Source organism: Sporosarcina beigongshangi, from assembly GCF_033485195.1.
Taxonomy (GTDB): domain Bacteria; phylum Bacillota; class Bacilli; order Bacillales_A; family Planococcaceae; genus Sporosarcina; species Sporosarcina beigongshangi.
In genome coordinates, this window is sequence record NZ_JAWLIR010000020.1 from 20,818 (window position 1) to 39,051 (window position 18,234).

General features: G+C 42.4%; 21 protein-coding genes and 1 pseudogene. 14 read left to right on the forward strand and 8 right to left on the reverse strand.

What is annotated here, in order from left to right; genetic code table 11:
* Window positions 1–140 precede the first annotated feature (140 nt).
* Together R2B77_RS10685 and R2B77_RS10690 are read left to right on the forward strand one after the other, a co-directional pair.
* Entirely contained in the window at window positions 141–953 is an 813-nt protein-coding gene (locus R2B77_RS10685; protein ID WP_203248237.1) for a VanW family protein, read from the forward strand.
* A 5-nt stretch (window positions 954–958) separates the two neighbouring features.
* Window positions 959–1,509 (forward strand): annotated as a pseudogene (locus R2B77_RS10690) (GNAT family N-acetyltransferase).
* 105 nt (window positions 1,510–1,614) lie between these two features.
* Here the strand turns inward: R2B77_RS10690 and R2B77_RS10695 are convergent.
* Window positions 1,615–2,145, reverse strand: a complete 531-nt coding sequence (locus R2B77_RS10695) for a helix-turn-helix domain-containing protein (RefSeq protein ID WP_203248235.1) — start codon at window positions 2,143–2,145, stop codon at window positions 1,615–1,617.
* A gap of 165 nt (window positions 2,146–2,310) precedes the next feature.
* Between R2B77_RS10695 and R2B77_RS10700 the strand changes: the two genes are divergently transcribed.
* From R2B77_RS10700 to R2B77_RS10730, 7 genes are all read left to right on the forward strand, one after another.
* On the forward strand, window positions 2,311–2,709 hold the full coding sequence (locus tag R2B77_RS10700) for an NUDIX hydrolase (protein WP_203248234.1): 399 nt from the start codon (window positions 2,311–2,313) through the stop codon (window positions 2,707–2,709).
* 20 nt (window positions 2,710–2,729) lie between these two features.
* The gene (locus R2B77_RS10705) at window positions 2,730–3,446 is read left to right on the forward strand and encodes a nucleotidyltransferase domain-containing protein (RefSeq protein WP_203248233.1); all 717 of its coding nucleotides are present in this window, start codon (window positions 2,730–2,732) and stop codon (window positions 3,444–3,446) included.
* A gap of 11 nt (window positions 3,447–3,457) precedes the next feature.
* Window positions 3,458–3,910 carry a GNAT family N-acetyltransferase gene (locus tag R2B77_RS10710; RefSeq protein WP_203248232.1) on the forward strand — a complete coding sequence of 151 codons (453 nt, stop codon included), beginning with the start codon at window positions 3,458–3,460 and terminating at the stop codon, window positions 3,908–3,910.
* A 207-nt stretch (window positions 3,911–4,117) separates the two neighbouring features.
* Window positions 4,118–4,525, forward strand: a complete 408-nt coding sequence (locus R2B77_RS10715) for a hypothetical protein (protein ID WP_203248231.1) — start codon at window positions 4,118–4,120, stop codon at window positions 4,523–4,525.
* Window positions 4,526–4,896: 371 nt separating this feature from the next.
* Window positions 4,897–5,343 (forward strand): GNAT family N-acetyltransferase, encoded by a 447-nt coding sequence (locus R2B77_RS10720; protein WP_203248230.1) that lies wholly within the window; start codon window positions 4,897–4,899, stop codon window positions 5,341–5,343.
* 206 nt (window positions 5,344–5,549) lie between these two features.
* Window positions 5,550–5,930 carry a hypothetical protein gene (locus R2B77_RS10725; protein WP_203248229.1) on the forward strand — a complete coding sequence of 127 codons (381 nt, stop codon included), beginning with the start codon at window positions 5,550–5,552 and terminating at the stop codon, window positions 5,928–5,930.
* Window positions 5,931–5,968: 38 nt separating this feature from the next.
* Window positions 5,969–6,511, forward strand: a complete 543-nt coding sequence (locus tag R2B77_RS10730) for a hypothetical protein (protein ID WP_203248228.1) — start codon at window positions 5,969–5,971, stop codon at window positions 6,509–6,511.
* Between the two features lie 56 nt (window positions 6,512–6,567).
* Here the strand turns inward: R2B77_RS10730 and R2B77_RS10735 are convergent, their stop codons facing one another.
* The 4 genes from R2B77_RS10735 to R2B77_RS10750 form a co-directional block, all read right to left on the reverse strand.
* Window positions 6,568–7,287, reverse strand: coding sequence for a YebC/PmpR family DNA-binding transcriptional regulator (locus tag R2B77_RS10735; RefSeq protein ID WP_203248227.1), 720 nt, complete (start codon window positions 7,285–7,287; stop codon window positions 6,568–6,570).
* A gap of 685 nt (window positions 7,288–7,972) precedes the next feature.
* Window positions 7,973–8,671: a Crp/Fnr family transcriptional regulator gene (locus tag R2B77_RS10740; RefSeq protein ID WP_212391677.1), complete on the reverse strand. Its 699-nt coding sequence runs from the start codon at window positions 8,669–8,671 to the stop codon at window positions 7,973–7,975.
* 21 nt (window positions 8,672–8,692) lie between these two features.
* The gene (locus R2B77_RS10745) at window positions 8,693–10,579 is read right to left on the reverse strand and encodes a heavy metal translocating P-type ATPase (protein ID WP_203248225.1); all 1,887 of its coding nucleotides are present in this window, start codon (window positions 10,577–10,579) and stop codon (window positions 8,693–8,695) included.
* Window positions 10,580–10,593: 14 nt separating this feature from the next.
* Window positions 10,594–10,815 carry a heavy-metal-associated domain-containing protein gene (locus R2B77_RS10750; RefSeq protein ID WP_203248224.1) on the reverse strand — a complete coding sequence of 74 codons (222 nt, stop codon included), beginning with the start codon at window positions 10,813–10,815 and terminating at the stop codon, window positions 10,594–10,596.
* Window positions 10,816–11,007: 192 nt separating this feature from the next.
* On the opposite strand from R2B77_RS10750, the gene R2B77_RS10755 reads away from it, so the two are divergent.
* Both R2B77_RS10755 and R2B77_RS10760 read left to right on the forward strand, forming a co-directional pair.
* A complete protein-coding gene (locus tag R2B77_RS10755) occupies window positions 11,008–11,691 on the forward strand; it encodes a phosphoribosylaminoimidazolesuccinocarboxamide synthase (RefSeq protein ID WP_203248223.1) in 684 nt (227 codons plus the stop codon).
* A gap of 134 nt (window positions 11,692–11,825) precedes the next feature.
* Window positions 11,826–12,380, forward strand: coding sequence for a superoxide dismutase family protein (locus R2B77_RS10760; protein ID WP_203248222.1), 555 nt, complete (start codon window positions 11,826–11,828; stop codon window positions 12,378–12,380).
* A gap of 48 nt (window positions 12,381–12,428) precedes the next feature.
* Here R2B77_RS10760 and R2B77_RS10765 read toward each other — a convergent pair whose 3' ends face one another.
* The gene (locus tag R2B77_RS10765; RefSeq protein ID WP_203248221.1) at window positions 12,429–13,556 is read right to left on the reverse strand and encodes a CAP domain-containing protein; all 1,128 of its coding nucleotides are present in this window, start codon (window positions 13,554–13,556) and stop codon (window positions 12,429–12,431) included.
* A 171-nt stretch (window positions 13,557–13,727) separates the two neighbouring features.
* Here R2B77_RS10765 and R2B77_RS10770 point away from each other — a divergent pair, with 171 nt between their 5' ends.
* The 3 genes from R2B77_RS10770 to R2B77_RS10780 all read left to right on the forward strand — a co-directional run bounded on the left by R2B77_RS10770 (window position 13,728) and on the right by R2B77_RS10780 (window position 15,353).
* Window positions 13,728–14,606, forward strand: coding sequence for a methyltransferase domain-containing protein (locus R2B77_RS10770; protein ID WP_203248220.1), 879 nt, complete (start codon window positions 13,728–13,730; stop codon window positions 14,604–14,606).
* A 127-nt stretch (window positions 14,607–14,733) separates the two neighbouring features.
* The gene (locus tag R2B77_RS10775) at window positions 14,734–15,204 is read left to right on the forward strand and encodes a hypothetical protein (protein ID WP_203248219.1); all 471 of its coding nucleotides are present in this window, start codon (window positions 14,734–14,736) and stop codon (window positions 15,202–15,204) included.
* Window positions 15,201–15,353: a hypothetical protein gene (locus R2B77_RS10780; RefSeq protein ID WP_203248218.1), complete on the forward strand. Its 153-nt coding sequence runs from the start codon at window positions 15,201–15,203 to the stop codon at window positions 15,351–15,353. Before R2B77_RS10775 ends, R2B77_RS10780 begins: the two co-directional genes overlap by 4 nt.
* An 89-nt stretch (window positions 15,354–15,442) precedes the next feature.
* Here the strand turns inward: R2B77_RS10780 and R2B77_RS10785 are convergent, their stop codons facing one another.
* Window positions 15,443–17,590 carry an MMPL family transporter gene (locus R2B77_RS10785; protein WP_203248217.1) on the reverse strand — a complete coding sequence of 716 codons (2,148 nt, stop codon included), beginning with the start codon at window positions 17,588–17,590 and terminating at the stop codon, window positions 15,443–15,445.
* A gap of 393 nt (window positions 17,591–17,983) precedes the next feature.
* Window positions 17,984–18,184, reverse strand: coding sequence for a cold-shock protein (locus tag R2B77_RS10790; protein WP_067205063.1), 201 nt, complete (start codon window positions 18,182–18,184; stop codon window positions 17,984–17,986).
* Between the last annotated feature and the right edge of the window lie 50 nt (window positions 18,185–18,234).

The following is an 18,234-nucleotide window of genomic DNA, read 5'->3' on the forward strand; positions in this document are numbered from 1 at the left end:
GTTGTCGTTGCGATTTCGGTGACTCGCGTGAATTGACGAGTGACTTGCAGAAAATGATGGATGAAATGCATTTGGTTTTTTGGGTGGTTTGAAAGGGAAATGGGATTCATTAGCAGAATAGGTAATAGGGGGTGTGGGGAATGAATTCATTGCAACCGAAAAAGCGGAGCAAGCTGCGTATATTTTTTGGCAAGAAAGCGTATCGCTTGAAGCGTTATTCGGAGTGGTACATAGATGGTAAGAAGTATGCGTCGAAGCGAGCGGAGGACAAGTTGAGTCATGTTGTGTTTCAACATCGAACACCTTTACTTCGCGAGTTGAAAGATGTGGATATGGAATTACAAAGAAATAAAATCGTCAATTTGAAAATTGCGGTGAAACGGTTGAATGGCATTGTGCTGCAACCGGGGGAAACCTTTTCTTATTGGCGCTTAATTGGCAATACGACGAAACGGAAGGGCTATGTCGAGGGGATGATTTTGCATTATGGGAAAGTAACGACGGGTGTTGGCGGGGGATTGTGTCAGCTGTCAAACCTGATTTACTGGATGACGATTCATACGCCTTTGACGGTAACTGAACGTTATCGCCACAGTTATGATGTATTCCCAGATTCAAAGCGCAATCAGCCATTCGGTAGCGGCGCGACCTGTGCATATAATTATTTAGATTTACAAATAAAAAATGAAACGACTGAGCCTTATCAGCTTGTTGTTTATGTGACGGATACTTCGCTCGTTGGTGAATGGCGTAAGGCTATGCCTGCAAATCGAACGTATAAAGTGTATGAGAAAGATCATAGTTTCACGCTAGAACTATGGGGAGGCTATGTGCGTCATAATTCGATTTATAGAGAAGTGTATAACATGAATGGTGAGAAGATTGATGATGAATTTATTACAGAAAATCATGCGATTACGATGTACGAGCCGTTTTTGAGTTATGAGGAGTGAATACCATTATAAAAATTGAGAAATTGCATGTACGCATATTGAAAGAAGAGGATAAATTTTTACTTGTTAAATGGCTTTCTGATCCTGAAATCCTGCAGTATTACGAAGGCAGGGATAACCCGTTTGACGAGAAAAAGTGGAAGAGAAGTTTTTTGAAGAAGAGGATGATTCTACCCGGTGTCTGATTGAATTTGACGGTGAGCCAATCGGTTATATTCAGTTTTACGAGGTGGATAAAGAAGAGAGACTTGCCTATGGCTACGGTGATTCTATGGAATTAATTTATGGTATGGATCAGTTTATCGGAGAATCGGCCTATTGGAATAAAGGGATCGGTACACAGCTTGTTCGCTCCGTGGTAGGGTACTTAATTGAAGAGCGAGGGGCGGATTGTATTGTGATGGATCCGCAAACGTGGAATGAACGTGCGATTCGTTGTTATGAAAAGTGTGGGTTTGTGAAAGTGAAGTTGCTTCCGGCGAATGAGTGGCACGAGGGCGAGTATCGGGATTGTTGGTTAATTGAGTATCGGAAGGGAGTAGGCGGAGAGGCGTGAGAAATCAGGGCTCTTTCATAAGAAAGGGAAATCACTGTATTGACGTATTCGTTTGCCGGCAGACATCCACTCGGCAAACGAATACATCGATATTGCGTGTGGTGCTTAATAATCTAATTGACGTAAATAAAGAAGTAGCTCGTCGTCGTTTAGTTTTTTTATTCTGTACTTCCGAATTTGATTTTCGATTTTCCTGTAATCAGCGTCTTTGTTGCTAAAAAAGGTAGCGGCATGTAGGAGTAGCTCAGCTAAAACAGCTACCATTCCAGCAGAACCTAACCCCGTCCCCATCGTTTCAATTTCGAGAAGTTGCCCTTCGGCGAATGGAACGATTTCTTTTTTATAGTCGCCTTTGATGACAATATGGGTTTCTTTATTTTTAAAGGCTAACAATAAATCTTCTATATTGAATACTTCAAAGTAAGCATTTTCTTTTTCTAGGCCTAATAGTTCTTCTAAAACGGTTCCTTCACTTTTTCCAACTGTTTTTGCGATGGCTTGGATGGTTTTCACGGAATAGCCCGTTACCTCTTTTTTGTTGACATTTGAAAGCATTTGCTGGCTCAGTCCGGTTTCTTTAAATACATCGTAGCGTTTTTTCTCATTTTTTTGCAAATAGATATCCAACAGTCCCATTTCAAACTCCTCCTCTTCAATAAAATTTAGTTTGATAAAAATATATTTACTAAAAATTAATTTACTAAAATATATTATAGTATATGTGTAGGGAGTTGTAAAGTGATACTCATTCTAGTGCTATCTGATGTTTGGGGAGTATTGAAGGAAAGTAGGTGAGGAGATGTGAGAAATCGAGGTTCTTCCGTTATTATCGAAAGCAACAAAGTTGCATTGATTAAAAGAGTTAGAGCTGGACAGGAGTATTATGTTTTTCCTGGCGGCGGAATTGAACAGGATGAAAGTCCAGAGCAAGCTGCGATAAGAGAGACGTTCGAAGAATTAGGTGTGCATGTTGCGATTAAAGGTAGTCTTGGGATTATTAATTATAATGGGGTACAGTACTTTTTTATTGCTGAAATTATTGGTGGTGTATTTGGAACGGGGAATGGTGAAGAGTTTGGGGATGAATGCAGGGATAGGGGTACCTATGAGCCAATGTGGGTTGAATTGGAACAACTATTATCATTGGATGTTCATCCGATAGAGATTGTGGAAAAAGTATCTGTTTTATATAGAGATTGAAATAGTAAGAGGGGGAGCATATGAATGAAAACAGATTGCAGCCGCTAGAAGCTGCGAAAAGATTTATAGCAAAGAAGTTCCCAAATTGCCAAGCTGCGGTGATGGCTGGAAGTGTGGTCAGGGGTGAGCATACAGCTACATCAGATTTGGATATCGTTGTTTTTGATGACAAAGTCGAGTCGGCTTATCGTGAATCGTTTATCGATTATGGTTGGCCAATCGAAGTGTTTGTCCATAATTTTACTTCGTATAAAGACTTTTTCAAGTTGGACTGTGAGAGGGCTCGTCCTTCATTGCCGCGGATGGTTTCAGAAGGACTTATCATCATTGACTCGGGAGCTGTTCGTGCGATAAAGGATGAGGCGGATGAGCTGTTGAATCAAGGCCCTGCTATGTGGTCTTGGGATACGATAGAAACGAAACGATATATGCTAACGGATGCGCTTGATGATCTGGTTGGTTCAACCAATCGGGCGGAAGAAATCTTCATTGCGAATACATTGGCTGATGCAATCCATGAGTTTGTTTTGCGGACAAATGGCAAGTGGATAGGGGAGTCGAAATGGGTTGTGCGGGCTTTAAATAACTATGATGAGGACTTTGCAGGGAGATTCGTGCAAGCGTTTGATATGTTTTATAGAACGGGTGCTAAGGGTGAAATAATCAACCTGGCTGATGAAGTACTGCAACCTTATGGTGGTCGGTTATTTGAGGGATATTCGATGGGAAAACAATAGGAGGCGTTTGAGTGTTCATCAGAAAATTGAACAAGCATGAGATACCACCTTTTGAGCTCTTACTACTCGCAGATCCATCACGGGAGATGGTGGAGGAATATTTGGCGATTGGGGAATGCCGCGTAGCTGAAATTGCGGGTGAAATCGTCGGTGTTTATGTGTTGGTGAAATTGGATGTGGAAACGATGGAGATTATGAATGTAGCGGTTGATGAAAGGATGCATGGCAGAGGGATTGGTAGGAAGCTAATTGAGGATGCGATTCAAACTGCGCGGGAGCTTGGTTATCACTCACTGGAAGTCGGAACGGGCAATTCAAGTATAGGCCAGCTGGCGCTTTATCAGAAATGTGGTTTTCGAATAGAAGGTGTGATAAAGGACTTTTTCATTGATAACTACGAGGAAGCGATTTTTGAAAATGGTATTCAATGTAGAGATATGACTCGACTTGCGAGGAGGCTTTGAACCGCGAGCTTTTTGTAAGTGGATCATTTCACGCAATTAGGAAATAAAATGAAACTAGTTGTCAAATAATTACGTCTGTTAAGTAGTAGAGACCATTAATGAAATTATTTTCTACTGTTTTTTTGTTATTTCTAATCCTTATGATATTGATCCGACTCAATGAAGGAAGTAGGAACTGTAAGGATTGATGAAAGTGGGGTATTCAATATGACAACAACCTATAAAGAGACGTTTGACCGCATCTCACTTTACTTTTTGGCGGTAATAATTTCACCTATACCTTTTGGTATTTTCTTAGCACTTTATTCGATTCTATTTCTTCAAGACTCCTGGGGTTTTGGTCCAACTATCTTGGTTGTGGCACTATATTCGTTTCCGTTCTTTGTGTTTGGGGCATTTCCTATTTCATTGTATATCGACTTTTCTACTCGAACTAAAAATTATTTAAATCGGATAAAGGCACTTTTGTATGCGGGCTTTGGTGGCTTGGCGGGCCTTTTAGGGAGTATTGTTCTATATGATCTTTTTTCAATAATTACGATGTTCGTTTTTGGTATGGTTGGCGGAATTATTCAATTTTTTATATTGACGCTAATAAAAAAAGTTATCAAGTAGAGGTTTTTCTGGTCATCCAAAAGGAGGAGCTACTAGTTTGAACAGATTTTTAGTATATGGTCAATTGTCTTTGTGATTTCTGGAATACTTGCACTTAGTTGGATGACAACAGAGATAATTGAGCCTGCTGTTATCATAGGATTTATACTTTTAGTACTTGGAATTATCTTTAGTTTTATAGCATTCTCCAAAAAAAGAAAAAGGTGTAACAAAGATAATATCAGGCGTATCTTTTTTATCATTTTATTCTATCTAGTTTGGTTTAAGCCATTTATTTTTGCTTACATAATGACTTGGATAAAAAACATCTTTTAACAATTGAGCAATGTTGTACTGCAATCGGACTAGATAATAGAGGTGTAGTTACTAGCATGAGCAATATTTATATAAAGGACATTGATGATACCAATGAATGGCTATTTAGAAAGATAACATTAAAAATGGGACAAGAAAAATATATTGAATCGGTAGATGAGTGTATAGAGGAAGCGAGTACATACCATCAATGGCGTCCGGTGGCACTATATGATGGAGAGGTTATTATTGGATTTGCAATGTACGGTTCTTTCGGGCCGAATAAAGATACTTGGATTGACCGAATAATGATAGATGAAAAATATCAAGGTAAAGGCTTGGGAAGAAAAGCGATGCTAAAACTGATTGAGATTGTATCCAAAGAATATGGGGTAAAAATGATCTATTTAAGTATCATCGAAGAGAATAAAGTAGCATTCGAATTATATAAAAGTATTGGATTTGAGTTTATAAATGAAAGGGATCCAAACGGGGAGCTTATATTTAAGTATGTAATTAACTAGAGGTGGCGAGACAATCCTGAAATTGGAGATAAAAGGTTTCGAGTCATGTAACGAGCCCATGACATGATTACGCACACGGCGGAGGTCTTTGTTGAAAGCCACCAACCTAATTCCAGCTTGTCACAAATACGTCGGATGACAAACTTTAACTTTCTTAGTAATCTGATAGTAAAGGCTTGTGAAGTTTTTGTGAGGGAGATGGCGGGATGAAACGGCTTCTTATATTTCTTTTAATCATCGGCATGATGGCTGGCTGCTCGAATGTCTATAGCGAAGAAGAGGGCTATCGCATGGCGGTTATCAATCATGGTTTTCCAGTTCCAAAAAATGCGAGTGAAGTTCGACCTGAAATTTGTACAACCGAAATTGCAAAATCTGCAAAATATAAGCTGAAGGATATCGGTGGCAGCCAAGGTGAGCCACCAGCGCATTATTTAGCGGAGATCGAGGATTGGGGCTGGACCGAGTTGGTGGATCAACGCGTCGGCAATGTCCATTATTATAAAAAAGAAGATAAGATTATTTCGCTGGTGTTCCAAAAGCATATTTTCGATGTATTTGAAATGAGCGATGAAGTGAAGATGTGAGGGAATCCTATTTTCCATAAAGAATAGGGGAGAAGATGTTGAAGAAATTACTTGTCGTGGTTGTACTTGCAGTAAGTGTAATCCTTTGCGTTGTGATTTGGTGGGAGAAACCGATTTATGGTAACGACGAGGCGTCTATTATTGAAGTTATTCGGTCTATTGAAGGCTATGAAGCTGAATCGGCTACTATCGAAATTTTGGATATAACAGATAGTAGGGAAGAACGGATTGTTAGTCTTATTTTTAATCAGAATCCGGCCTATATGCGTTTGACCAAAAATGCTAAAGGGAACTATCAATGGTCGCATTTTGAAGTAAGGAAAGGTGAATCACTTTCACAATTCGGGGTCCATATGTTAGAGGAGGATGGTATTCCTCCGACGATGCTTTACGTTGCGAATGAAAATAATAAAATTGCCAAAATACGTATGACCGTCAATGATGAAGTTATGGAGATAGACATACATCCCAATGCAAGGGATGTTGTGTGGGTGGAGTTACCGAAGCGGAAAGGGAAGAGTTATCAATTTTACTATACTTATTTCGATGAAGAGGGCAATCAAATCGAACAGTATGAATAAGGGAGTATGAATAAAAAGGAGAATCCATCTGATGTGGATTCTCCTTTTCTATGTGATTAATCGTCCAAATCGACGTTGTGATATACCTGTTGAACGTCTTCTAAGTCGTCTAGTGCGTCAATCATTTTTTCGAATTTTGCTTGTGCATCGGAATCGAGTTCTACGAAATTGTGTGCTAGCATTGTTAGCTCGGCAACAGTGAATTCTGTAATACCAGCATTTTTGAATGCTTCTTGAACGACATGGAATTGGTCCGGTTCAGCATAGACGATAACAGCATCCTCTTCTTCAAGGATGTCACGAACTTCGACGTCCGCATCCATGAGGAGTTCGAGTACGTCGTCAGCAGATTTACCTTCGATACCGATGACTGCAGTAGCATCGAACATGTAGGAAACAGATCCACTTACGCCCATATTACCGTTGTTTTTACCGAAAGCAGCCCGCACTTCTGATGCAGTTCGGTTGACGTTGTTCGTTAATGTATCGACGATGACCATTGAGCCGTTCGGGCCAAAGCCTTCGTAGCGTAGCTCGTCAAAGTTTTCTTCCGCACCACCCTTTGCTTTTTCGATGGCACGGTCGATGATGGCTTTTGGTACGCTATATGTTTTGGCGCGCTCGACAACCACTTTAAGCGCTTGGTTTAGTTCTGGGTCAGGCTCGCCTTGCTTAGCGACCACATAAATTTCACGGCCGAATTTTGCGTAAATACGACTTGTATCCGCATCTCTTGACGCCTTTTTTTCTTTAATATTATTCCATTTGCGACCCATAGAATTTCACTCTCTTTCGATTGAGCATAGATTTACTAGTGTTATTATACAACAATTGTATGCGTTGAGACGAGTGTGAAATGCAAAAAGATAGGCTAATGGAATAAATTTATTAGCTGACGGTGGTTGAGAACTTCTGACGCAATGTTGGACAGTTCCCCGAAATGGTTGGACACTCCCGTAGTATTGTTGGAGAGTTTTGCAACAATGTTGGAATATTTTCGCAACGTTGGACATTTCCCCGAAATGGTTGGATACTCCCGTAGTATTGTTGGAGAGTTTTACAACAATGTTGGAATCTTTTCGTAATGTTGGGTAGTTCCCGAAATGGTTGGAGACTCCGGGATTATTGTTGTAGAGTTTCGCAACAATGTTAGAATCTTTTCGCAATGTTGGACAGGTCCCCGAAATGGTTGGACACTCCCGTAGTATAGTTGGAGAGTTTTGCAACAATGATGGAATCTTTTCGCAATGTTGGCCAGTTCCCGAAATGGTTGGAGACTCCCGGATTATTGTTGTAGAGTTTCGCAACAATGTTAGAATCTTTTCGCAATGTTGGGCTGTTCCCGAAATGGTTGGAGACTCCGGGATTATTGTTGTAGAGTTTCGCAACAATGTTAGAATCTTTTCGTAATGTTGGACAGTTCAACCATTTCGTTGGAACCCCCCCAGTCGCCATCAAATTTCACGCCAACAACAGTGCATCCAAATCCAAAATCACGATATCGCGCTGGCCACTCTGTCGAATCCATCCGGCCTGCTCGAAATCGGTGAGCTTTCGACTCACTGTTTCAGGTGTAGTGCCAAGATGGGAGGCGAGGTCTTTCCGACTCATAGGTAAGGTGATGTCACTGCGTTTTTGCTCCTCGACTAGATCGGCCAGATAGATAGCGACGCGCGTTTCGGTAGATTCCATGGCGATGCTGGCTGCTTGCTTCTCAGTTTTTGCTAACCGTGTGGAAAATTCAGTAAGTACCTTCAATGCAATCGCTGGGTACTTCAATAAAAACTGCTGGAAATCATCCCGCCCCATGACGCATAGTTCGACGGGCTCGAGTGCTTCTGCATAAGCGTTGTGGACAGATTCACTAAATAGTGAAAGTTCACCTGTAAAATCACCCGGCTCTAAAATACGAACGAGCTGTTCTTTGCCATTGTCGGACAGTCTGTAAATTTTTATGCGACCTTTATGGACAATGTACAAGCCATCTGAATTTTCGCCTGCGCGGTAGATAGTATGCCCTCGTTCATGCGAAATAGCGTGTGTTTCTTTGACGATTTCCCGCATTTCGGCTGCATCCAAATGATTGAAAATCGGCACGATGGAGATGCATAATTTTTGCATCTCCGCTGTACCTTCTGTTTCGTGGCTACATGTATTCATTTCTGTCACTTCGTATCCACCTCACTCTGTTAGTAATTTCGCTTCAGCTACCGTTACTTCTTTCTTTCCTTTAGTATACCGAATTAATCGGACCGCGTTGAGGATAACGATTAGTACGCTCAATTCATGGATGAGCATGCCGGATGCGAGAAAAACTTTTCCGAGTAATACGCCGGCTAGTAATAAAACGACTGTGCCAACTGCGAAAAATGTATTTTGTTTCATATTGAGGACAGTTGCTTTGGCGAGTGAGTAGGCATGGGAGAACTGATCTAATCGGTCTGCCATTAATACGACATCGGCCGTTTCCATGGAAATGTCTGTGCCGCCTTCGCCCATTGCAAGTCCGATATCGGCAGTCGCGATGGCGGGTGCGTCATTGATGCCATCCCCGGCCATTGCTACTTTGTGACCGGCATCCTTTAACATTTGGATCATGGTTACTTTATCTTCCGGAAGTAGTTCTGCATGTACTTCATCTAGGCCAAGCTGTGCACCGACAAGTTCCGCAGTATGCCGGTTATCGCCTGTAAGCATAATGATTTTTTTCACGCCGCTTGCACGTAATTGCTGGATTGCCTGTTTAGCTTCAGGTCGAATTCTATCTGCGATGGAAAGAATACCTGCTACTGTCCCGTCCACACTTGCGAAGATGGCTGTGCTGCCTGCTTTTTCACGTCGTATTGCATATGCTTCGACGGCTTCTTCGATTGAAATCCCTTCGGCTGCCATTAGCTTGCGATTCCCGATGGCTAATAATTTACCGTCAACGCGGGCACGAATTCCCTTCCCTTTAATGACTTCGGCATCTTGGGGTTCATTGATGAATGAAAGCTTTTGTCTTTTCGCTTCTTTGACAATTGTTTGGCCGAGATGGTGTTCGGATATCATTTCAGCCTCTGCGACAAGTTGCAGTAAATTGTCTGGAGCTCCCGCAAATGAATGGATGTCTGTCACTTCAGGACGTCCTCGTGTCAGTGTGCCTGTTTTATCGAATACGACAGTGTCAATTTTCGCTAGCTTCTCCATGATGTCGCCACCCTTAATGAGAACGCCGTTACGCGCGCCATTCCCGATACCAGCGACGATAGAAACGGGGGCAGAAATAACGAGTGCGCCTGGGCAAGCGATAACGAGGAATGTCAGTGTCATTTCAATATTGCGTGAAAAAATAAAAACAAGAACAGAGAGGACAACGATGGTTGGCGTGTAAATATTGGCGAAGCGGTCAAGAAACTTTTCTGTCTTCGATTGGGATTCCTGTGCTTCCTCGACGAGTTCAATAATGCGTGCGAATGTTGTATCGTCTCCGACACGATCCGCGATTACTTCAATGAAGCCGTTGTCGACGATGGTTCCGCTGAATACGCGGTCTTCAATGGTTTTAGAAGCAGGGACGGACTCGCCTGTAATTGCGGCCTCGTTCAAAGTTGCAGTACCTGTGGCGATATGACCGTCAACGGCTACTTTTTCGCCAGAGCGGATGATCACGCGATCACCTAGCTCGACATCGTCGACAGAAATGGTCATCGTTTCCCCGCCGCGGATAACTGTCGCTTCAAGTGGTGCCATGTCAACTAATGCCTTTAAAGAAGAACGCGTTTTTTCCAGTGTCCGTGCTTCAAGAAAAGCGCCAAATAAGAATAAGAATGTGACGGCTGCGGACTCAACATATTCTCCGATGAATAATGCACCAATCACTGCGATTGTAACGAGTAGTTCGATGCTGAAGGTTTTCATGCGTAGCGCTTTAAACGCTTTTATCAATATAGGGGTTCCAGCAACGACCGTTGCTAGGATGAGCACCACCTGCCTCCAATCATGGAAGCCGGTAAAGTGCAATCCGATGGCGATGGCAAGCAACAAACCAGAAACTGCGGTGATATGGGATGTGTGTTTGGCAGTCATGTGACTCGCTCCTTTTATGAAACTTTTTGTGATAGCACAGGATAACCGAGATTGACGATAAGATTTTTCAATTCATCCGCTTGGATCACACTATCGTCGAACTGTGCGCGAACTTTTCCAGAGTGGAACAACACTTTTGCGTCATCCACACCGTTCAGCTTGTTAAGTGCACTTTCAATTTTCTTAATACAAGATGGGCAGCTAAGTGGTTCTAAACCGAATACGACTTTTTTCATTATTTTCATCCTCCAGTAATTAATTGTGTTGTTATTTTCTTTCTGACTCTAGAATAAGCCAGATAGGAGGATAAAACCTTGACATGAATCAAGAACGATAAAGTTTTTGAAAAATTTTTATGATAGGATAAAAAACATTGTAGTATACTATAGATGGACGTTTAAACTTTCATACAGAAAGGAACTAGACACATGGAACTTATGTATAAAGGCAAGACGAAAGATGTATATAAAGCGGAGGGTAACCACGTTCTCCTGAAATTCAAAGATGATGTAACAGGTGAGGATGGCGTTTTCGATCCGGGTGCGAACACGGTAGGCTTAACGATTGAAGGAGCTGGGCAATCAGGGCTTCGGATGACGAAGTTTTTCTTTGAAAAGCTGGCGGAGAAAGGGATACCGACACATTATGTTGCAGCAGATCTAGAAGAAGTCACGATGACAGTGAAGTCGGCGAAGATGTTCGGCAAAGGCCTTGAAGTCATTTGTCGGTACCGTGCTGTCGGGAGTTTCCTGCGTCGATACGGGGCATATTGTGAGGATGGACAACCATTGGATGCATTCGTTGAAGTGACCCTGAAGGATGATAATCGCAATGATCCACCGATTACACAGGATGCACTTGCGCAGTTAGGCTTATTGACGGCTGAAGAATATACGACGCTAGAAGCGTTAACGAAACAAATTTCCGGCGTTGTGAAGGACGAGCTCGCAGCAAAAGGTCTTGAGTTATATGATATTAAACTCGAATTCGGACGCGACGGTGTTACAGGTGATGTGATGCTGATTGACGAGATTTCTGGTGGTAATATGCGTGTTTACCAAAACGGCGTTTATATTGCGCCGATGGATTTAGAGAAATTAGTGCTGGCATAATTGAAAAACCGCTGTTCATTCCACAAGATTGGAGTTGGCAGCGGTTTTCTCATCTGTCGATTTTTGCATGTCATACATAATAATGAGAAGTTAGACCATCCTCCTTATAGATAAGATTTTTAGGAGGAATTATATTGAATCAAAAGGTTGTATTAACGATTATGCTAGTCGCACTGTTGGCCGTCGGTGGTTGCGGTAAAGGTAGCAATGCAAAGTTAGCTGTAAGTGGTGAAAATGCCAAAGCAATTGTCACGCCAATCATCAATACGGAAGGCAATGAAATAGGCGAAGCCCGTTTTACGGAATCTGGTGATGGTGTAACGATTAGTATTCAGGCGGAAGGTTTACCGCCAGGAGTGAAGGGCATTCATATTCATGAGACGGGCGTCTGTACGCCACCCGATTTCACATCAGCAGGCAGCCACTTCAATCCAACGCATAAAGAGCATGGCTTTGACAATCCGAAAGGGTTCCATTTAGGCGATTTACCGAATATTGAAGTCGATGCCAATGGAAAGGTTGCTGCTGAAGTGACAACCGTTGAATTGACAATGAAGCCGGGTGCTACAAATTCAATTATCGATAGTGACGGCAGTGCACTCGTTATTCATGAAAAAGCGGATGATTATAAAACAGATCCGTCCGGTAATTCAGGTGTTCGAATAGCTTGTGCAGCAGTCAATAAATGACGACTCCACTCTGCTGTCCAGTTTCTACTCATGGTATTTTCAGCAGAATCACTTAAGTAAAAAATTCTCCGTATAGTACGGCTGCAACTTTTCGTTAAAAGCGACGCCTGTTCCGAGATGGCTATAATTGTCTAATAGTATATTTTCACGATGGCCCTCGGAATTCATCAGACCTTCGTGTGCGAATATACTACTGGATTGACCGTAGGCTAGATTCTCACCTGCGCTGCGATATGTCACGCCGTCCTCATCCATCCGATTGAATGGAGATTTTCCCTGTTTATTTTGATGACTAAAATAATCGTTGTCAGCCATATCAATACTATGATTGCGCGCCGTTTCCGCAACGTTGGCTTCCCATTGTAGGATGGAGTATCCGTGGCGGACGCGTGCGGCATTCGTTAAATCGAATAGCTGCTGCTCAAAACCATCTTGTAGTTGCGAATCACCGCCGGCATAAATGCCGGTTTTTTTCTGTTCCAACGCGGTGGAGATGAGTTGGATGGCGGTCACTTTGCTTTGTTGATGTAAATCATAAAAAACATAGAGATAGGCATCGTCTGATTGAAAAACATCGAAGCCCTCGCTTTCTTGCAGGATAAAGATATTCAAACCTTTACGGATTTCTTTAATAGGCTCACCAAGTATTTCACGCACAGCTGTTTTGGAAGAACCGTATTTGATGCCGGAAGTCGATGAAATCAAATCATCGTTTGTGTAAATGGCGCTCACCTTTTTCTGCTCGTCAAATGAAACCATAACGAAGTTTTGGTAGCCGTTGTGATACGTTAACCATTCAGAACCGTATTCATTCATAGAGCGATTTTTTGGTTTACCGAGCTGGGCTGTTACTTGTTCCTCAGTACTGCCTAGTTCAATGTTATGAATGGAAAGTTGCGTTGTCGTTGGTTTCTTTAATTCTGGCTTCTCTACTTCGGAGATTGTTTCTTGTACTTCCTGTGATTTCGAAGTGAGGTAAAAGACTGCTTTGTCAGCACCGTCTGCAATATAGCGAATAGCGGTATCGACCGATTCTTTATTCAAAAGGGAAGCTATTTTTTCGTCGACTGGTTCAAGGAAGGAAATATCGACGTAGCGTGAGACTGGCTCTTCCCAAAGTGGTTTTGCGAGATACAATGCAGCGATGAACAGGATAAAAAAGAATAAACGTTTCATACAATCGCCTCCTTGTTGCTATTGTAACCTGCTCATGTACGATGAATACAGCGAGAACCTTATGATTGGAAATAATTACTTGATCTACAGGAGAATCATACTGTCTGTATTCCAGTCCCTGCATAAAAACGGTATACTGGTAGAACAACAAATGATCGGAGCTTGGAAACGATGACTTTATCGAAAAAAATGATCAATGCACAGGTGATGGAGCGCAATATGGATTTATTTAGATGCCCGATTTGCTTAGCGAAGATGGCAATGTTAGAGATGTCACGGCTTGTTTGTACGCATAACCACTCCTTCGATTTATCGAAAAATGGGTATGTGAATTTGGCGCCACAAGCGCATATGACAAAATATGACCAGTCATTGTTTGGAGCAAGGAAAACGGTGATGACGAGTGGTTTTTTTGATGGTGTTTTGGAATCAATTATTAAGACTGTGCAAAAACAAGAGCATGCTGTTTTGTTGGATGCCGGCTGCGGAGAAGGATCGCATTTGTCGACGATTATGAATCAACTTGCTGGGGACGTCACGGGTGTTGGAATAGATTTGGCGAAGGAAGGTATCACGGCTGCTGCTAAAGAGTATCCAGGTTTGATATGGAGCGTCGCAGATCTTGCGAATTGTCCGTTTCAAGATGCTACATTCGATACAATTTTAAATATTTTATCGCCAGCAAATTATGCAGAATTTAGCCGTTTATTAAAACCGGGTGGGCTGTTTGTTAAAGCGGTACCGGAAAGTAGTTATTTAAAAGAGTTGAGAGCTATTTTTTACGAAGATAAAGAGCAGAAGGAAGACGTAGATCCGGTGGCGCGAGTTGCCGAGCATTTTGATGCGGTGTGCACAGAGAGAATTACGTATACATTCCCGTTAGCTGATGGACTTCTTGCACCACTTATTCAAATGACGCCGCTGACGTGGGGTGCGAGTGCGGACAAGATTGAAGAGGCGTTGCAGATGGCCATTCCAGAGATTACGATTGATTTTACGATTATTTCTGGAGTCAATAGAGAGGGGACGGGTCCATGTTTGGTGGAATGAGTAGTGTACCAAGCGGGTTTTATATAGTTGCCATTGCGGTTATTGTTTTGATCGTCATTTTTATGGAGTGGAAAACACGTTAATGGTATACTAAAACGACATTAGAGTGGAAAAGAGTGAAATAGATATGCTGACATTTGAACAGAAGCAAGCCATTATCGAATCTTACCCGGAGCTAACACGAAAAGACGTGTCTATGAAGCGGGTTAACTATCATTATGAGGATAGCTTGTATGACAAAACGGTTGTCGTTCAGCATTTGCACCCGAACGGCAATGGATTTGTCTATGTAGCGGGTATCGCGGGCTATGACGCGGATGAGCGCGGTCTCGTTAATATTCGTGAGGCATCCGAAGAGGAATTGCGTAAAACAATTGCGGATGCTATCGCAGCATTGTCGCAAGGAGAAGCGGAAGAACAGGCAGTTGAACAGCACTGGGCGAATGCGGCAGGAGAAAAGTTAGTGTTAATGGAAGAGTTAGGCGCTTGGAATGTATATCATGGTTTGAACTTAGAGGACAGCTTTGGTGATTATGCAGAAGCCGTTGCTTATTTGAAGGAAGAGCAGTTCAAACAGGTGCCGGGTGATGCGAAGTGAAAGGGAAACAGCTTGCCATCGGGCTCGTCCTATTCATTATTCTTGGCATTATAGCTATTTACTTTGCGATGCAGGCCACGTTTAAAAAAGATGCGAATAGTATGGAGTCAGTTGCCGAGGTGCTTGTAGAGAAGGCTTGGGCGGAGTGAAATTTTCTATTATACTCATAAAAAAATGCACATCAGGGATCCTATGAGCCTGATGTGCATTTTTAGATGGAGCGATTGTTAGTAAGCTGTTATTTCTTCTGTTCAAACCGTCGATTATCTGAGCGATACAGCCCTTTTCCAAACGGTAACCACCAATTCCATTTACCAAATAGTTTCATCAAGCTTGGTACAAGCAGGAGGCGAATAATCGTTGCGTCAATAGCGACTGCAATGGCGATGCCAACTCCGATTTGCTTCACTGGTAGAACGTCTGTAAAGGCGAATGCACCTGTCAATACAATCATGATAAGTGCAGCGGACGTAATAATCTTGCTCGTCGTCGCGAGCCCTTCGACGGTTGCACGGTCATTGTCGAACGAATTTGCATACTCCTCCTGCATTCGTGAAATGAGGAACACTTCATAGTCCATGCTCAGCCCAAAGACGAGGCTGAAGACGAGAACAGGAATGATGAGTGCGATTGTTCCGCTTTCAATACCGAAATGCCCATATTGGAAAATGTAGACGAGAATCCCGAACGTTGCAGCAAGTCCAACGATATTCATCAAAATGGCCTTTAACGGAATTAAGATCGATCGGAAAGCAATCATTAAGATGAAGAACGTTGAAACGACAATGATAATGAGCGCATAGACAATTTTATCCCATATTTCATCGAAAATTTCCTGATTGAACTTTGGTTGTCCACCAATGGATAGATTCCATGCCGTTTCTTTCTCAGACCAATCACGCGCCCACTGTTGGGCTGCGTCGGAATCTCCTGCAGCTCCAAGTGTTACGGGAATCATAAGCTGTTTGTCCTCGACGAATGTTTCGACAAGGGGAGAGAGTCCAGCAGCCATCTCTGGCACCAGCATGGCTTGTTTCCATTGTTCGACTGAACGGATGTCACTTGCGGTGAAAACGGTTGTTACTTTATCGACAAGTGAATCCTTTTCCAATTGTTCCTCAAGTGCTTTCATCGCTTGAAGGCCTTCTGTATCCTCCCAGCCGTTAGTGCGTTCAGCAATAACATAGACGGATGATTGCTCACCTAGACCGAATGTGGTATCCATTAATTCGAAAGCTTGACGCGTATCATATGACTTGGGAAGTGCATCGATTCCTGGGATCGTCAGCTCCATATTTTTTACAGGAATCATAGCGATCCCGAGTAGGATAAAGGCTATGATTGTAATCGTCACGGGTCGTTTAATGACACGGTGTGCAAATGTACGCCAATTATCCGAGCCGTTCGTTTTAGGTTTGAGTAATTGCCACTTGTCAATGCGATCACCAAGTACTATGAGCACAGACGGTAGCAGAGTCAGGGAGCTAAGAACAGCCATTCCGACAACAATCATGCCGCCCAGGGCGATGTTTTGGAAAATAGCAACCCGAATAATTAGCATGGCACCTAGTCCGATGAAGACGCAAAATGCCGAAAAGATTATCGAGCGACCTGCTGTACGAATGGTAGTAGAAATAGCCTCCAGCAGGTCGCTTTTTTTACGTTCTTCGCGATAACGACTAATGAACAACAGAGCGAAGTCGATACTAAGTGCGAGTCCGAGCATCGGGATGATATTCAAGACGAAGATAGATAAATCCATTTGTCCGCCAAGAATAGTGAGAACACCGAACGATGTTACAACGGTGACAATCCCGATGATCAGTGGTACGAATGAGGCGACGACTGTCCCGAAGGCAAAGAGTAGGACGATAATGGCAATCGGTAATCCAATGGCTTCGGCTGTCATTAAGTCACGTTGACTGGCTGTATTGATATCTTTTGAAATTGCGGAGGCACCTGTAAGTGTGATGCCTTTTTCATCGCCAATCTCCTTACGAATAGCTGTCACGCTGTCAGCTTTATTTTCGGCTTGATTATCGAAATGGAGCAGTGCATAAGAAACATCTTCTGTATACTGCGTGTCATCGTCTAACGGCGAAGCAATTGCTGATGTTAGATTAAGTTTTTCGATATTGTGAAGTGTGGATTGGATTTTATCGTCTGAAATATGATCGAAGACGACAAACATCGTCTCTGCTGGCATATCAAATGTACTAGATACGATATCTATCACGTCGGCATGTTCGCCGTTCATTTCGAAGCCGTCCCCTGCGAGTAATCCAGGAAGCCTAATGGCGAAAATGGTCATCACAATGAAGATGGCAATCCAGCTAAATATAATGTACTTATGGGCATTTGTTACAAAGCGCGCGAGTGTGCGCATACAATCCATCCTTTCAGTATGTAAGAATCAATTACGTCTTGGCGTAATCACGTTTAGATTTTGAGTTGAGCAAAGCTCAATTCACTCTTTTCAAAATCTGTGATATCGGGGAAGGATTGAACTGCATCCTTCTTTGGAGTCTTCTGTAGCCGACGCTTCTCTTTCAGTACAAAGTTATTTGCTGAATGAAGATAATACTATTCTTCTATCATAACGGAAAATGTTGGGGATGTCTTTTATCAGGAAATTATAAGTAGAAATAGCTGAATTATCATGCGGAAAGGGAAAACTGTAAGAGGAATTAGTCAAACTGTCACGGTAACGAAAGGACTTGTAGGAACAAAGAAAAAACCCAATCCTCGAAAGGATTGGGTTTTGAATGGTTAATTAAAATTAGTTTTTGTTAACGTTTGTAGCTTGAAGACCACGTTGGCCTTGCTCGATTTCAAACGTTACATCTTGGCCTTCTTCAAGAGACTTGAAGCCTTCGCCTTGAATAGCTGAGAAGTGTACGAATACGTCGTCGCCATCTTCACGTTCGATGAAGCCAAAACCTTTTTCTGCGTTAAACCATTTTACTTTACCTTGTTCCATGTTTGTTTCCTCCTCGTATGCTATGTGCATACATTGTGTTACTATCCTTG

Bases quoted from the DNA above. Each gene is read 5' to 3' on its own strand.
- R2B77_RS10765 (WP_203248221.1), bottom strand. From the start codon at position 13,556: ATGAAACGTTTATTCTTTTTTATCCTGTTCATCGCTGCATTGTATCTC.
- R2B77_RS10685 (WP_203248237.1), top strand. From the start codon at position 141: ATGAATTCATTGCAACCGAAAAAGCGGAGCAAGCTGCGTATATTTTTT.
- R2B77_RS10755 (WP_203248223.1), top strand. From the start codon at position 11,008: ATGGAACTTATGTATAAAGGCAAGACGAAAGATGTATATAAAGCGGAG.
- R2B77_RS10720 (WP_203248230.1), top strand. From the start codon at position 4,897: ATGAGCAATATTTATATAAAGGACATTGATGATACCAATGAATGGCTA.
- R2B77_RS10715 (WP_203248231.1), top strand. From the start codon at position 4,118: ATGACAACAACCTATAAAGAGACGTTTGACCGCATCTCACTTTACTTT.
- R2B77_RS10740 (WP_212391677.1), bottom strand. From the start codon at position 8,671: ATGAATACATGTAGCCACGAAACAGAAGGTACAGCGGAGATGCAAAAA.
- R2B77_RS10695 (WP_203248235.1), bottom strand. From the start codon at position 2,145: ATGGGACTGTTGGATATCTATTTGCAAAAAAATGAGAAAAAACGCTAC.
- R2B77_RS10745 (WP_203248225.1), bottom strand. From the start codon at position 10,579: ATGACTGCCAAACACACATCCCATATCACCGCAGTTTCTGGTTTGTTG.
- R2B77_RS10705 (WP_203248233.1), top strand. From the start codon at position 2,730: ATGAATGAAAACAGATTGCAGCCGCTAGAAGCTGCGAAAAGATTTATA.
- R2B77_RS10790 (WP_067205063.1), bottom strand. From the start codon at position 18,184: ATGGAACAAGGTAAAGTAAAATGGTTTAACGCAGAAAAAGGTTTTGGC.
- R2B77_RS10735 (WP_203248227.1), bottom strand. From the start codon at position 7,287: ATGGGTCGCAAATGGAATAATATTAAAGAAAAAAAGGCGTCAAGAGAT.
- R2B77_RS10775 (WP_203248219.1), top strand. From the start codon at position 14,734: ATGCTGACATTTGAACAGAAGCAAGCCATTATCGAATCTTACCCGGAG.
- R2B77_RS10770 (WP_203248220.1), top strand. From the start codon at position 13,728: ATGACTTTATCGAAAAAAATGATCAATGCACAGGTGATGGAGCGCAAT.
- R2B77_RS10725 (WP_203248229.1), top strand. From the start codon at position 5,550: ATGAAACGGCTTCTTATATTTCTTTTAATCATCGGCATGATGGCTGGC.
- R2B77_RS10785 (WP_203248217.1), bottom strand. From the start codon at position 17,590: ATGCGCACACTCGCGCGCTTTGTAACAAATGCCCATAAGTACATTATA.
- R2B77_RS10750 (WP_203248224.1), bottom strand. From the start codon at position 10,815: ATGAAAAAAGTCGTATTCGGTTTAGAACCACTTAGCTGCCCATCTTGT.